Below are 14772 nucleotides of genomic sequence, written 5' to 3'. Positions count from 1 at the left end.
ACTAGTGAGCCCGTTTTCGAACCGGATCACATGCGCTCGGCTCTCATCGGCCAGTTTTCCGGGGCTAGTTCACGCACGCCGGTATATCTATCGACACCGCCATGTCCGCTGTTACTGACTGATGCGAAGGAGAGAACGAGCATCCGACCACCGGAAGAGACCCTCTTTTATAGACATGTTAAGTCCCGTTTTCGGGCGTCCCCAGCCTTTTCTTTGACATGTTTCTCACCGGCTCGCCGATCTCGAGGGGGCCGACCGACGGAGTGTTTGTCGCCTGTTATAGTAGTGATAATAAATTGGTTAGCAAAATTGCATTCTTCCGTGATGCGATTAGCATGTACACGACGATTGCAGACCAACAGTCTGGTTCGTTCGACCGGCTGGAGTGGGGGTGGGGATAAATGAGTCACACTCACGGGGTAATTCGTGCAGACGGTTCGTTGACGGTCTCGACTCTCGAGGAGTGGGTTGAGTCCGATGACGGGGTCCAGTATACGACCGACAACGTGGCCATTGAGTCGGATCCACACAACTGCCAGTTCGCGAGTCGGCCTGCTAGGGGGAAAACCAACGCGGTTCGGTGCTGGGTGATCGGCGACGTATACGGGTACGATACGACTTCGGACGATCGCTCCGGCGAGTACCAACCACGTCCTCCTGATACCAACGCGGCGCAGTTTTGCGTCTCGTTGTACGAACGGTACGGATTGGACTTCGTCAGCCGTCTCAACGGCAATTTCACGCTTCTGGTTTACGACCGGCAAAGTCAGGAGATCTCGATGTGTACCGATCGGTTCGGAACGGTCCCGATCTACCGAACCGAGACGGATGATGGCGCGATCGTGTTCGCGACGAACATCCAGCTTCTGCCGTCTCACCCGGCGGTTGAGACCTCCTTCCATACCGGGTACCTGCACGAATATCTCGCCTTTCGACGAACGTTTGGCGTCAAAACGCCGCTCGAAGGTATCGAGAAGCTAGAGCCGGGGTCGATTATGACGATTTCGCTGGTCGACGGGAGCCGAACGGCCGAACAGTACTGGCGTCCGCGGTACCAGCCGCGAGATGAGCCCTTCGAGTGGTTCGTCGAAGAGTTCACGGACCGATTCCAGACGATTGTAGACGAGTGGACGCGTGACGGCCACGAGTACGGCGTGTTGCTTTCGGGCGGGAGTGATTCTCGCCTCGTTCTGTCCACTCTCGGGGATGCGACAGCCTTTCACATGAACGATTGGAAGAATCGTGAAGCTCGTATCGCTGAGCGAGTCGCCACGGAGGCAGATGCGGACTTCGAACTTCTCGAGCGGGGACCGCAGTACCGGATCGGTGCGCTCGAACGCAACCGGTGGGCGAGTTCGTTCAACGGGTGGTTTACGCAGCCGTATACCGGCGGGTTCGAAGATCAGATTACGAATCGGGTCGATGGGCTTTTATCTGGACTGTACGGTGATTCGCTTTTCGGGGGATACAGTATTCCGTCTCCGTCGGTTTCACTCGGCCCGCTCGGGTCGATGACGATCCCGTTCGAGCGATCTATTCAAACAGTTGATGAGTACGTCGACCTCCTGGTTGAGGACGCCCACGACGGCTTCGATATGCAGACGGACCTCCGTACGGTGCTTAACGCAAACATCTCCCGAGAGGGAGACCGGATCGTCCATCACGGCGTCACCTACGAGTCGCTCGACGAACTCGTCTACTACGGCAACTGCTACCCGTTATCGAACGACGACGACATGCGCTTTCGAACGGCACTTCGTCAGCTGTTGCCCTACCGGTCGCCGTTTCTCGACAATCGGTTGCTCGAGCTTTCCCTGTCGATGCCAATCCGGTACCGCCTTCGGCGGAATCTGGTCGGTCAGGCAGTTGATCGACTCGCGCCCGATCTGGCGTCGATTCCACACGCGAGTACCGGTGTTGGACTTGCGAGTCCGTTCACGCTCGAATACGTGAGTAGCCATCTACACGAATTTTGGGACAAACACGTACGGACCCAGAAGCCACCAGAACCGTACCTGACCGATGGGCCCTGGTTGGATGATGCTGAACTGCTTCGGTCGTTCGGGTTTGCAAACGACGTCCTCGACGAACAGGAACCCCTCGCCGATGCATTGCCAGGTCCTGACGTGGATTCGATCCGCGAGGTCTATCGAGATCATCACCACGGTTCGAACAACGTGGTCGAATTATACACGCTATTGACGGTTCTAACGATGCCAGTAACAGAACACGTACTCAGTACCGAGACGAACACAGCACTGACCGAGACGAGCACGGAACAGATCGTGACGAACGCAGAGCAGAGCGAGACGACCGCAACACCGACTCTGGCTCTCGAAAACGAGGTGATCGACGTTGTCTGACGTCCGTAATTCGGTCGTCATTACCGCTTCGAGGTATCCCCACGGCTACGCGTCGGTCCGTTCGCTCGCCGATCGGGACGTTCGGACGATAGTCGCAGTTGACGATCCCGACCTCAGCGTCACCACCTCCCGCTTTTGCGACGAGTCGGTGCTTATTCCGCCGCCGAGCAATCTCCCGGCGTATAAGGACGCGTTGTTGGGTCTCGCCGCCCGGCAGGACGTTCGAACGATCGTTCCACACCGGCCCCACGATACGTACCTGCTCTCGAAGTACGCCGCGGAGTTCGAACGACACATCGACGTCGTCGTTCCTCAACTCGAGACGCTGAAATCCGTCCACGATCGCAAGCGCCTCGCGGACGCCGCAGAACGCGCAGACGTGGCAATTCCGGAGACGAAACTGCTTGGCGACGTCGAGGACTGGAGCGGCGAACAGATCGTCAAGTCCCGGTACAACGTCCTCACCGACGAGTATCTCGAGGACTTTGAACTCGAGGATTCGAAAATCGCCAAATCCGTCGAACACGTTTCGGCCGGCGAAACGCCGGATACTGCCGCACTCACCGATGACATGTCCCACGAACCGATCGTTCAGGAGTACATCGAGGGGAGCGACGAGTACGTCTTCGGCGCACTCTACGATCACGGGGAGGCCCTCGGAACCTTCCAGCACCGCCAGATTCGCGGCGATTCCTACACCGGTAGCGGCGGCGTCTACCGCGAGTCGGTCGACATTCCGGCGCTCGAGGAGGCCGGTCGAGCGATCCTCGACGAACTCGAGTGGCACGGCCTCGCCTGCATCGAGTACATCGAAGACGCCGAGACGGGGGAGTTCAGTATCGTCGAGATCAACCCTCGAATGTGGCAATCGCTTGCGTGTGCGACGCGAGCGGGCGCCGACTTCCCCTATTGGTACGTGCTTCAGGTTGGAAATCGTCAGGACCTGATTGATCCTGACTACGAAACCGGCGTCGGAACGCATTATCTGTTCGGAGAACTGGAGCACCTCGTGAGCGTCGTCCGGGAGGACTCGCCGTTCGTCGAGCGACCGTCCTTGCCTAAGCGGACGGCTGAAATCTCGCGTTCGTGTCTCGCAACTTCGAACTTCGACTATCTCCATCTGGACGATCCACGACCGATCGTTCGGCAGATACGAACTGAACTCGAAGGGGCGGTGAGAAAGCGGCTTGGGTGAGAGCGGTTAATTCGGATCGGTTATCCGGTGGTTGTTACCGTTCGGCTGGCACGGCTTCGGACGGGAATCGTCGTCACTCTCGTCGTATTCGACGATGGTATCGCCGTCGATGAACTTCTTCGTCCGCTCCTTTTCGGGGTTCTGGAAGAACGTTTGAACGTCGTTTTCCTCGATTACTTCGCCGAGGTAGAGGAACACGACGTCGTCGGCGATGCGTTGTGCTTGTTCCATACTGTGTGTAACCATAACGATCGTGTACTCCTCTTTGAGGTCGACGAGCGTCTCCTCGACGGATTCGGCCGAAATCGGATCGAGCGCAGACGTGACTTCGTCACAGAGGAGAACGTCAGGCTCGACGGCCAGCGAACGGGCGAGACAGAGCCGTTGTATCTGGCCAGTGGATAGTTCCGCGCCGGGGGTTTCGAGTCGGTCCTCGACTTCGTCCCAGAGGTTTACCTTTCGCAGGTAGGACTCGACGAGGGCATCGAGATCATCCTTCGAATCGTACTCGCCGTGGAGCTTCACCCCGTAGGCGACGTTCTCGTAGATCGATAGCGGCAACGCCGTCGGTGTCTGCGGGACGTAACCGATCCGTTTTCGAAGCTTTGGTATCGGTTCGTCGGTGTTGTAGACCGACTGATCGCCCAGATGGACATCGCCGGAAATTTCGACGTTGGGTTGAATCTCGTGGAGTCGGTTCAGCGACTTTAGCAACGTCGATTTCCCGCAACCGGAGGGACCGATTATGGCCGAAAGTTGATTCGTCGGGAACTCGACACTGACGCCTTTCAGCGCCTCTACTTCGCGGTCTCCGACGTACGTTACGGAGAGATCTTTCGTGGTGAGTGCAGTGTTCGTTGTCATGAGTGACGACCTCCTGGTGCGTACCGGGCGTATCGCCCGGCCAGTAGTTTCGAGACGAGTATCAGCCCCAGTACGGCGATGATCAGGATGAACGATGCCGCGTAGGCGTGAGAACGGACCTCGGCGTTGAACGACATCGCCTGATCGAAGATGAGTACGGGGAGCGTCGTCGCCCCGTCGAAGGGACCCGCCGGCATATTGGTACTTCGGCCGGCGGTGAAAAGGACCGTGGCGGCGTCGCCGATTCCGCGGGCAAAGCCCATGACGATCCCGGCGATAACTCCCGGAAGCGCCGCACGTGCGGTCATCAGGGCCGTCTCGAACCGTGTCGCCCCAAGTCCGTACGTGGCTTCCTTTACGGAGTCCGGTGCGGATCGCAACGCTTCGTCCGTGTACCGGGTCATAATCGGGTACTGGAAGATCGCGATTGCGACGATTCCGAAGAACATCGACGTCCGGGCACCGATCGCGATGATCACTGTCAGGACGAAGACACCGTAGACGATCGGCGGCGTCCCCCAGAGTACGTTCAGGAACATGTTTACGGTGTCCGAAAACCGCTCACTCGAGTAATCGCTCTGGAGATAGATCGCCGTCGAAACGGCGAGCACTGCCGAGATGATCGTCGCGGGTCCGACGATGAAGATACTCCCGAGAACAGCGTGGAGGAATCCACCGTCGCCCTCAAGCATGTATCGGGAACCCGGCGGCGTGATGACGATTGTCGGATCCGAGAGGAAGACGCGTCCGCCTCTGTAGATCGTCACGCCGATAACGAGCACCATCACGGCGACGACGAGGGCGGCCGCCCCGCGTGCGAGCAAGCCGAAGAGTCGTTGTTCGGTGTACCGATCCATCAGAACTGCCACCTCTGTTGGAGTCGCTGCCGGAGAATCATCGCGCTGAAGTTAAACAGCCAAACGACGACGATGAGCATCAGTCCGACGAAGATTAGCGCGGATTGGGCGAGCGGCAGCGACATCAGTTCGCCGAAATCGTTGACGATCAACGTCGGGAGCGTCTGGCCTGTCGCGAACGGTGAGCTTGGTAAGTGGGTCTGGCCACCGATGAGCATCGCCGGGACGATGGTCGCGCCGAAAACGCGACCGAATCCCAGCAGTACGGCCGAAAAGATGCCGGGACCTGCGGCTCGTAACAGGACGATTCTGATCGTCTCCCACTTCGTCGCACCGACACCGAGTGATGACTCGCGGAGTTCGTCCGGAAGCGCCTCGAGGGATTCGACGGACAACGAGATCATAAATGGCGTGACGACGATCGCCATCACGAGACTGACGGTAAAGATACCGAGCCCGGTCGCGCTCGAGCCGACCGCCGGCGCGAGATAGTCTCCGACGAACGGGACGACGACGATCAGTGCGACCAGACCGAAGATGACACTCGGGATCGCGGCGAGGACGTCGATGAACGACGAAACGAGCGTCTTCGTTCTCCCCTCCGCGTATTCGGCGATGTAGATCGCTGCGAGAATCGCGATCGGCGTTCCCATAATCATCGTGAGCGCGGTCACGTATACTGTGCCTACGATGGCCGGCAAGAAGCCGAACTGGTTCTGTGCGGGATCCCAATTCGAGGACGTGAGCATCTGTACCAGCGAGTACTCCGAAAGTAACGGGAGCGACTGGTAGAGCAACGCCAGAACGATCAGGGCAAACAGTACGATAGCGAAGTAGCCAGCCCCTTGAAGCCAGTAACTGCTCACTCGTTCCGTGAGTAGCCGCCGACCGAGGCTGTTTTGACTTCGTGAGTCCGTCGAACCCCCCATCGGTTAGGTTATGGCCCCTCGTTTAGGTCGTCCTGTGCTTCCTCGAGTCGATCCTCTTCGAGCGGGACGTAGCCGTAGTCTCGGACGTACTGTTGACCTTCTGTGAGAACCCACTCGACGAAGTCGTGAGAGTCCTCGCCGAACTCACCGTTCGACGCGAGGAACATTTCGCGCGCCGGGGGTGCCGGATACGTTCCCGCTTCGACGGCGGCGAGGAATTCTTCGCGCGTCTCGTAGAAGTCCTCCTCTTCGGAGAGTCCTTCGCCATCGAGATCGAGCGGTACTGGACGGATGTCGCCGTCGAGTTCACCGGTCTCGAGGTCGTAGACGTAGTTGATATTGTTCATCGAGATTGCGTTCTCGTTGCCGGCGATGGCCTCGGCGACCGGCTGGTCACCGTTGTGGTTTCCGTCCGAGAGACCCTCGAGTTCGTTCTCGGTGTAGGTATCGTCTTCGCCGCCGAGGAAGTCGCCCCACTGTTTGTACGCGGCGGACGCATCCGAACGTCCGTAGACGGTGATCTCCTCGTCGACGTCAGCGTCGACGACCTCGCCCCAGTTCGTTACCTCCTTTGTGAAGATATCCTCGAGATCCTCACGAGTGAGACCGTTCTCCTGAAGCTCGTCGATGACCGGGTTGTCGGCGTTGACGGTGCCGACGACGGTGTCGATGAGCATCGGAACGGCGAACAGGCCGTCCTCGATTTCCTCCGGTTCAGGCTCGCGGCCCATCATGGCGATGTCGACCTGATCGTTGGTGACGTCCGAGACGCCGACCCCCGTTCCGCCCCCCGAAATATCGAACGAGGTCTCCGTTTCGTTTTCGTAGATATCTGCCCACACTTCGACCATCGGAAGCGGTCCGACTCCACCCGAGATCCGAACCGTATCGCTTGCGCCGAGGAAAGACGTACAGCCGGCGAGCGAGATCGCTGAACCGACACCTGCTAGTTGCAACGCAGACCGACGTGAATAGGTACGTTCCATAGATAGCACCCCTAGTAACTAGCATTATGTATGCACTCGGTAGTCAGCAATTCTTTGGAGTATAACCCGAAACCAGCAAAACTCTCAAAATCGTGTGTGTGAAAAACAGTCAAAATACGTATCTCCTCCTCATCCAACCGAGTAGATGACTGAACAGACTGGTAAAGCGTGAATTACCAGGATTACTGCTAATCTCTCCGCCGTTATCGGTTCGATCGTTGCTCGAGACCTGATTGGACAACACTGACGGAATTCGGGAACCGTGCTTTTCAACCACTGGAGCCTCCCCGCGGGACGCTATGGCAAATATATCCGCTACCTTCGACGAACAAACGATCTCCATCCTTCCGGCATCCGGTCACGCTTTGTCCGCCGAAGAGAGATCCGATTCAGTTGGCGGGTCCATTCGGGGGCGTCCCTACAACAGGACCAGTAATACCGCAAGCGAGAGAGAACTACTGGCGATTAGCGCCAGGAAAACGACGAGGGCGGGCGTCATTCCGGTGTTTCGAAGGTGATTGAGGTGGATTTCCGCGCCGAGTCCGACGAACGCCAGCACGAACAGCCAATTGTATGCGTTCTCGATTGACTGCTGTTGATCCGGGGAAAACACGCCAGCACTGGCGATGAGAACAAGCACAAGGAATCCGAGAACGAATTTCGGGAACTCGTCCCAGAGCGTGCGAGCGGAAATTTTTCGATTCGTTCCCGAGCCCGTATAGTACGTCGCGTAGCCGAGTACGACGACCCCGATCAGTGCATTTCTCGAGAGTTTCGTCATCGTCGCCCACTGTCCGGCGGCCTCCGAATGGGCAAATCCAACCGCAACGACGGGCCCGGTCGAGAACATGCTCACGCCAGCCCAGATTCCGAAGACCGTTCCAGACAGATCGAGTAGTTCACCGATGATGGGGTAGACGACGATCGTGAGCGCGTCGAACAGCAAAACGGTCGCTGCGGCGTAGGCGATCTGCTCCTCTCGAGCGTCGATCGAACCGGCAACTGCGACCACGGCCGAGACGCCACAGATACTCGCTCCCGCCGCGAGCAACGAACCGAGTCGAGTCGCGAGCCCGAAGACGTTCCGGGAGAGGATTTCGACGACGAGAATCGTTATCGTCGTCACGAGAACGACGACGAGGACGATAGTCGTTCCTACTTCGAGGATAGTATCGAGCGTCAAGGACGCCCCCATCAGGACGATGCCGGCCCCGAGCCAAAGCTTGTGGGTAGCGATTCCTGACTCGAAACGATCCGGAATTCCGATACTATTCGCCAGCACGAATCCGATTGCAATGGCGACGAGAAGGTGATTTAACCCGGTGACGAGTTCGATGCTTCGTGCGAGTACGGCACCCAAACAGAGAACACCGAGACCCGGAATCACCCGATAGGTGACCATCTACTTACCAGGGAATTCGTATCTCGAGCGTGGCGGTTAGCGCGACGATCATTATTCCGATGGCGACGCTTTGCCAGTCGCGCTCGAGGCTCGTCCAGCACGACCGTACGGTCCCAATCAGTCGCCGGTGATCGATCGTCATTCGTTCGGATTTGTTGGAGCGCCGTACTTAACCCTTGCCGATCTCGTCCGCTATAGCGGAAATTCTATCCTCTATCTGCGACACAAATGTGCGAGTATCGGTTCATATTTGGTACACTATCGCGGGCAATGGTGACTCCTTCCCAAGATAGATTGAACTATTGAACTATATTGGAAACTTACTTGTAGGATAACTATCGTGTCTCACACATGTCGAACACTCCCCGCCGCACCCTCCTCGGTGGCATCGGCTCGACTCTCGCCGTGGCCGCCGCAGGGTGTCTTTCAGCCTTCGAAGACGGAGACGAAGATGACGACGGAGACGATACGACCAGTGATATCCTCGAGTACCTCCCCACAGCCGCCGGTGACGAGTCGATGCTACTCACTGTCACCGATATCGAGGCGCAGGAAATCGTCGACACGGCGATGAGTCCGTCGACGGTCTACTACGGAGGCGTTCTCGCCGAAGATTCTTCGCCGACGGAATCGGCGTCGATCGCGAACCTCGATCAGGACGATCCCGAGGTCATCACCGTCTTTACGGGCGATCCGTCCGTCAACGAGGAGATTGCGGACGCTCTCAAAGTGCAGGAAACGGCCGACGGGATCGAGTACGAACTCGCGGACCCACATCCGGACGTCGAAGATATCGTCGTCGGCGTTTCCGGCGAGACGGTTATCACCGCCGAGTCGGTCTCGATCCTCGAGGACGCCTTCGAGTCGGCGACCGAAGACTCCGGTTCGTTCCTCGAGGAGTATTCGACCGTCGGGGACGCGTTCGAAACGTTCTCCCGCGCCGATACTCTCCGGGTTTTCGTCGGAATGGACGACGACGGCTCCGGTTCGAATATTGACCCCGACGACGTTCGATTTACGGCGATGGCATCGACGGTGATCGACGAGTACACGATCGAAGAGCAGGTCGGGATCGAATTTGTCGACGAGTCCGTGATCACCGACGAGGTCCGCGAAGAACTCGAAGCCGATTTCGGCAACGACACTGGAACCCGGTCTCCGGAACTCGAGGAGGACGGCTCGCTCGTGACGGCGACCTGGACGCGAGACCTCGAGGCCGAACAGGAGGCACGCGATCACGAGAGCCCGAGCGTTTCGCCAGCCGTCGAAGTCGATCCCAACGACGACTTCCTCGAACTCGAGGTTACACGGGGCGATCCGACGCCGCTCGAGGAACTGACGCTCGAACTGAACGACGAGGAGTACGACGAGACGATCTGGGCTGACGGAAAGGACGAGATCGAAGCGGGCGACACGCTCTCCATCGAGATGGACGACGTCGAACCGAACCAACAGCTCCGAATCCGACACGATCATCCGAACGGCAGTTCGTCCATGGGAACGACGATCCTCAATCACTTCAGGTTCGACTTCGAGTACGATCGCGAAACGGAGACGGTGACGGCCACCTACGTCGATGACCGAGAATTCCCGCTCGACGGGGACCACGTTTCTCTCTCGATCGTCGACGGGACGTACCACGGCGGCGGAACCATCGGTCAGGAACCGACCGTTCTCGAGTCCATCCAGCCGTGGGAGGGCGCGGAACTGAGCGTCGGTGACGAGGCGACGATCGACGGTGCCGAAATCGATTCGCGCGTTCTCGTCGGCTGGAAGGGCGACGAACCCCAGGATTCGATCGCAAATCACATCGTTAGTCCGCCGGGGAGCGCACAGTTCGAGTACGACTACGACGCGGACACTCTCGAGATCGAACTCGGATTGGACGACGGCGAGCCGGCCGACGCCTACGAACTTCGGGTCGACGACGAACCCGCCGCCATCCAGTGGACCGACGAGTACGAAACGGTCGACGATGGCGCGTCGATCACCCTCGAGGGTATCGATGTCGGTTCCACGGCGACGGTCGTCTGGGTCGAGGACGATGTCGATATCGGTTGGACGACCGCGCGCCCGCATCTATCCCTCGCGCTCGAGGGTAACGGCGGCGAACTCGAACTCACCCACGACGGCGGACCGTCGCTACCGGCGACCGATCTCACGGCGACGATTCGCGCTGATGCCGAGGATGAAGCGGTCGATCTCGAGACCGTGACCGACGGCGAGTTCGGCGACGGAGATACTGTCACCTTCGACGCTCCGCCCGTCGAAAACGTGGTCCAGATCACCCTCGAGTACGAGGGAGAGCATCGGGTTGGATCGGCGTGGATCGACGGAAGCGAACTATAGGTTCGGGTTTGAACGGCGGTTTCGTTCCACCCTCCGGTTTCGAACGTCGCGGATCCGATCTTCTCAGTTACTATCGAATCTTCGCTCGGAGATACGCAGAGACACCCTCACTCGCGATCACGATCCCGAGCATCGCGATCAGGATTGTCAGCACGTTCGACCACTGGAAGAAGTCTATCGATGCGTCGAGGGAGGCACCGATTCCGCCGGCTCCGACGAACCCGATTATCGTCGCTTCGCGGACGTTGATGTCCCAGCGGTAGGTCCCGACGCTGACGAACGTCGGTTTTATCTGTGGGACGATTCCGTAGACGACGACGTCGAAGGGTGACCCGCCCATTGCGCGAATCGCCTCTACCTGTCCCGGATCGATCTCTTCGATTCCTTCGGCGAGTAATTTGGAAACGAAGCCGATCGATCGGAACGCGACCGCGAGGACGCCGGCCAGCGCGCCGGTCCCGAAGATGATGATGAACAAAAGCGCCCAGATTATCACGTTAACCGACCTTGTCGCGACGATGAGGAATTTGCCGACAGCGTAGGTGGCCGCGTTCGGTGTCGTGTTTTCGGCACCGAGGTAGGCGATCGGAATCGAGATCAGAATCGCGAGTCCCGTGCCAAGGATCGCGATGTTGATCGTTTCGATCAGCGGCGGCACGATATCGAGGCCGTAGGAGAGGTTCGGCGGGTACATTCTACCCAGCAAGTCGCTCAGGTTTCTCGGCGCGTTCATAACGAAGCTGTACCGGATATCCAATGCCCACCACGAGAGTAATGCACTGACAACCACTCCTACGACGGCGAGAGAATGCAGTACTCTCGCCTTCGTATCGTACTTACTCCAGGTGGTTCGCGAGCCGTGTGACATTACTGGACCCTCCGTCGGATAAGCGCACTCAGTATCTCGCCGATCATCACGACGGTGATAATAGCGAGCACGATCGCGAAGCTGAAATCGTACTCGTATCGATCGAAGGAGTTGAGCAACGTCACGCCGATCCCGCCGGCACCGACGATTCCGACGATCGTGCTGGCGCGGATGTTGATGTCCCAGCGGTAGATCGCCAGTCCGACCATTCGTGGGATCACCTGCGGGGCGACGCCGTAGACAAGAACCTGCAGTTGGCTTCCGCCGACTGCCCGGATCGCATCGGCCTGTCCTTCGTCGATGTCTTCTAACTCTTCTGCGAGGAGCTTGGCGTAGAACCCCGGAGTCGCGATCACGAGTGCGATTACCCCCGCTAGCGGTCCGAGGCCGACGGCGACGACCGCAACGATCGCAAGCACCAGCTCGTGAAGCGAACGCGAAATCGAAACGATCGCCCGTCCGACATAGTACACGGGCCGCGGAACCAGGTTTTCGGCCGCCATCACGGCGATCGGAACGCTGACCGTAACGCCGATTATCGTCGCAACGATCGACATCGCGATACTCTCTATCATCCCGTCCCAGATCCGCCGGCGGGCTTCGGGGGTGAAATCCGGCGGAAACATCGTTGCCAACAGCCCCTGTGCGGCTTCCGCCCCGCTGATCACTCGAGCGGGTGCAGGCCGAAGCTCCCACGCACTCCACAGGACGAACAGGAGGACAGCGCCGTAGACGATGTATTTCGTCTCCCTGTTGTAGAAGACGGTCGGGCGGGTCCAGGAGCCGGGAGCGTCCTCGGTGGCCGGTTGCTCGTTCGCCCGCGATTCGGGACTACTCATCTCTCTCACCGAGCGGTATCTCAACCCGAATCTGTGGTATTCTATCCTGTTTTAGCGGTATCCCGTCCCGCATTTCAGAACGAACCCTCCGTTTCGAGTTCGACCGACTCCGTCGCCGTGGAGCCTCGCTCGTTCGGGGACGCTCGCTCCCGGGACTTCCCACCTCGGTAGATCGTGTCTCGAGCGCCGGCGTCGAGTTCCTCGGGCGGTCCGTCGAAGACGATCCGGCCGTCGGTCAGCCCGACGACTCGGTCTGCGTACTCGAGGGCAAGGTCGACTTCGTGGATGTTGATGACGACCGGAATCTCCTCCTCGCGCGCGATTTCGGTCAGCAGTTCCATGACGGCTGCTGAGGTTTCAGGATCCAGCGAACTCGTCGGCTCGTCGACGAGGAGTATTTTCGGTCGCTGGAGAACTGCGCGTGCGATGCCGACCCGTTGTCGCTGACCGCCCGAGAGTTCGTCGACTCGTTTGTCCTCGACGTCCTCGAGACCGACTCGAGCAAGGATTTCGTAGGCTTTGCTGATGTCCTCTGGGTCGAACTGTCGACGAAACGCCTTCCAGTTGCTCATATAGCCGAGGCGGCCTGAAAGCACGTTTTCCATGACGGTGAGCCGTTCGATCAGGTTGAACTCCTGGAAGATCATCCCCATCTCTCGACGAGTCCGTCGCAGCTCCCGCTTCGATAGCGACGTGACCTCGGTGTGATCGAGGACGATCGATCCGTCGGTCGGTTCCGTAAGGCGATTTATACAGCTGATCAGGGTACTCTTTCCCGCGCCGCTCGGGCCGATGACGGAGACGACTTCGTCGCCCGATACCGTCATCGAAACACCCTTCAGCGCCTCGTCTCCCGTCGGATACACTTTTCGTAGGTCTGTGATGGTGAGCATAACGTATTCGTGGACCGTCTTCGCGCGATTTTGTGAGAGTAGATTGAGACAGCCGTCCTTAGATGTCGCTCGGATCGGTCAGGTCGACATCGTTCGCCTCGTGGGTAACGAGGATGTCATGCCAGTGCGTCGCGTAATCGATCTCCGTGAACTGTCCGCGTCCGTCGAACTCCTCGGCAAGTTCGGTGTCGGAGTAATCGTACTCGAGGAACGCCCGTTCGATGCCCTCCTGAACGTCCGACGGGAGATTGTACAGGTACGAGAATCCGGTCGTGACGATCGGTTCGCTCTGCCAGACGACTTTGATGTGCTCGGGATCGATGTCGCCCCGTTCGGCGACTCGAGTCACGCAGTAGCTACAGACCGGCGCGACTTCGTGATCCTGGTTGTAGATCGAGAGGACGAGGTTTTCGTGGCTCCCGATGTGCTCGACGTCGTAATCCTCGCCGGGTTCGACGCCGAACTGGTCGTCGAAAATGGCTCGCGGCATGAGGTTGCCGGAGTTCGAGGACTGGTCGCCGTGTGCGCCGTCACGGCCGGCGAAGTCCGCCACGGAGTCGATATCGGTGTTGCTCATGTGGGTGATCGCCCACAGGAAATAGCCCGCGTCGTCTTCGGAGACCTGGATGCCGAACGGAACCGCGCCCGCGAGGTTGACGGCGAACGGAAGCGGGCCGGTCGAGAAGCCGGCGATGTGAAGCTGTTCGCTCCGCATCGCTTCGACCTGTGCGGCGTAGTTTTCGACCATGTTGGTCTCGACGCTCCGGCCGGTTTCTTCCTCGATGTTTTCCATGATCGGGTCGAAGACCCCTTCGTACTGTGCCGGATCTTCCGTCGGCGTCATCGCGAACAAGAGCGGGTCCGGATCGATTATTTCGCTCTCGTCCGAGGGCGGATCCCGAACCGGATCGCCGTAGACGGGTTCATCCCGCTCCTCGAAGGCCTCGATATCCTCAATCGAGCCGTTGTCGTAGTCCATCAGCGTGGACATCCGCTGTGGGAATTCCGGATTCTCCGGATCCCACTCCGGGAAGTCTTCGTCGACATCGTCCGGAATGTCGTCGTCACTATCGCTCAAGCAGCCGGCAAATGCCCCTGTCACCGCCCCACCGGCACCCGCCAGGAGCGTCCGCCGACAGACGCGACAGCAGGTTGGCTTCCGCCGTGATCCATCCACACCATCGTTTGCTCCGATTTCGTCGGACATCGTCATCTGAACCAACCAAG

The 14772-nt window shown here is 58.9% G+C and carries 13 protein-coding genes; 3 read left to right on the top strand and 10 right to left on the bottom strand.

The window, feature by feature from the left end:
• The first annotated feature begins 401 nt into the window (after positions 1-401).
• Together ACYQ14_RS20075 and ACYQ14_RS20070 are read left to right on the top strand one after the other, a co-directional pair.
• Positions 402-2363 (top strand): asparagine synthase-related protein, encoded by a 1962-nt coding sequence (locus ACYQ14_RS20075; protein ID WP_459890811.1) that lies wholly within the window; start codon positions 402-404, stop codon positions 2361-2363.
• Complete coding sequence (locus ACYQ14_RS20070; protein WP_459890809.1) at positions 2356-3558, top strand: carboxylate--amine ligase; 1203 nt, start codon at positions 2356-2358, stop codon at positions 3556-3558. Before ACYQ14_RS20075 ends, ACYQ14_RS20070 begins: the two co-directional genes overlap by 8 nt.
• A gap of 6 nt (positions 3559-3564) precedes the next feature.
• Here the strand turns inward: ACYQ14_RS20070 and ACYQ14_RS20065 are convergent, their stop codons facing one another.
• From ACYQ14_RS20065 to ACYQ14_RS20040, 6 genes are all read right to left on the bottom strand, one after another.
• A complete protein-coding gene (locus tag ACYQ14_RS20065; protein ID WP_459890807.1) occupies positions 3565-4422 on the bottom strand; it encodes a phosphate ABC transporter ATP-binding protein in 858 nt (285 codons plus the stop codon).
• Positions 4419-5279, bottom strand: coding sequence for a PstA family ABC transporter permease (locus ACYQ14_RS20060; RefSeq protein WP_459890805.1), 861 nt, complete (start codon positions 5277-5279; stop codon positions 4419-4421). The genes ACYQ14_RS20065 and ACYQ14_RS20060 overlap by 4 nt, the downstream gene beginning before the upstream one ends.
• Positions 5279-6208, bottom strand: a complete 930-nt coding sequence (pstC, locus tag ACYQ14_RS20055; protein WP_459890803.1) for a phosphate ABC transporter permease subunit PstC — start codon at positions 6206-6208, stop codon at positions 5279-5281. The genes ACYQ14_RS20060 and pstC overlap by 1 nt, the downstream gene beginning before the upstream one ends.
• An 8-nt stretch (positions 6209-6216) precedes the next feature.
• Positions 6217-7194: a PstS family phosphate ABC transporter substrate-binding protein gene (locus tag ACYQ14_RS20050; RefSeq protein WP_459890801.1), complete on the bottom strand. Its 978-nt coding sequence runs from the start codon at positions 7192-7194 to the stop codon at positions 6217-6219.
• 418 nt (positions 7195-7612) lie between these two features.
• Complete coding sequence (locus tag ACYQ14_RS20045; RefSeq protein WP_459890799.1) at positions 7613-8596, bottom strand: YeiH family protein; 984 nt, start codon at positions 8594-8596, stop codon at positions 7613-7615.
• Positions 8597-8600: 4 nt separating this feature from the next.
• Positions 8601-8738 carry a hypothetical protein gene (locus ACYQ14_RS20040; RefSeq protein ID WP_459890797.1) on the bottom strand — a complete coding sequence of 46 codons (138 nt, stop codon included), beginning with the start codon at positions 8736-8738 and terminating at the stop codon, positions 8601-8603.
• Between the two features lie 209 nt (positions 8739-8947).
• Between ACYQ14_RS20040 and ACYQ14_RS20035 the strand changes: the two genes are divergently transcribed.
• Positions 8948-10945, top strand: a complete 1998-nt coding sequence (locus tag ACYQ14_RS20035) for a hypothetical protein (RefSeq protein ID WP_459890795.1) — start codon at positions 8948-8950, stop codon at positions 10943-10945.
• A gap of 70 nt (positions 10946-11015) precedes the next feature.
• Here the strand turns inward: ACYQ14_RS20035 and phnE (ACYQ14_RS20030) are convergent, their stop codons facing one another.
• The 4 genes from phnE (ACYQ14_RS20030) to phnD all read right to left on the bottom strand — a co-directional run bounded on the left by phnE (ACYQ14_RS20030) (position 11016) and on the right by phnD (position 14752).
• A complete protein-coding gene (phnE, locus tag ACYQ14_RS20030; protein WP_459890793.1) occupies positions 11016-11813 on the bottom strand; it encodes a phosphonate ABC transporter, permease protein PhnE in 798 nt (265 codons plus the stop codon).
• Positions 11813-12652: a phosphonate ABC transporter, permease protein PhnE gene (gene phnE, locus ACYQ14_RS20025; RefSeq protein ID WP_459890791.1), complete on the bottom strand. Its 840-nt coding sequence runs from the start codon at positions 12650-12652 to the stop codon at positions 11813-11815. Before phnE (ACYQ14_RS20025) ends, phnE (ACYQ14_RS20030) begins: the two co-directional genes overlap by 1 nt.
• 74 nt (positions 12653-12726) lie before the next feature.
• Positions 12727-13545: a phosphonate ABC transporter ATP-binding protein gene (gene phnC, locus ACYQ14_RS20020; protein ID WP_459890789.1), complete on the bottom strand. Its 819-nt coding sequence runs from the start codon at positions 13543-13545 to the stop codon at positions 12727-12729.
• 58 nt (positions 13546-13603) lie between these two features.
• Positions 13604-14752 (bottom strand): phosphate/phosphite/phosphonate ABC transporter substrate-binding protein, encoded by a 1149-nt coding sequence (gene phnD, locus ACYQ14_RS20015; protein ID WP_459890787.1) that lies wholly within the window; start codon positions 14750-14752, stop codon positions 13604-13606.
• Positions 14753-14772: the final 20 nt, after the last annotated feature.

The organism is Halostagnicola bangensis, from assembly GCF_054653435.1.
Note: the sequence above shows the minus strand (reverse complement) of the source record. Positions and strands in the feature narration are given on the sequence as shown.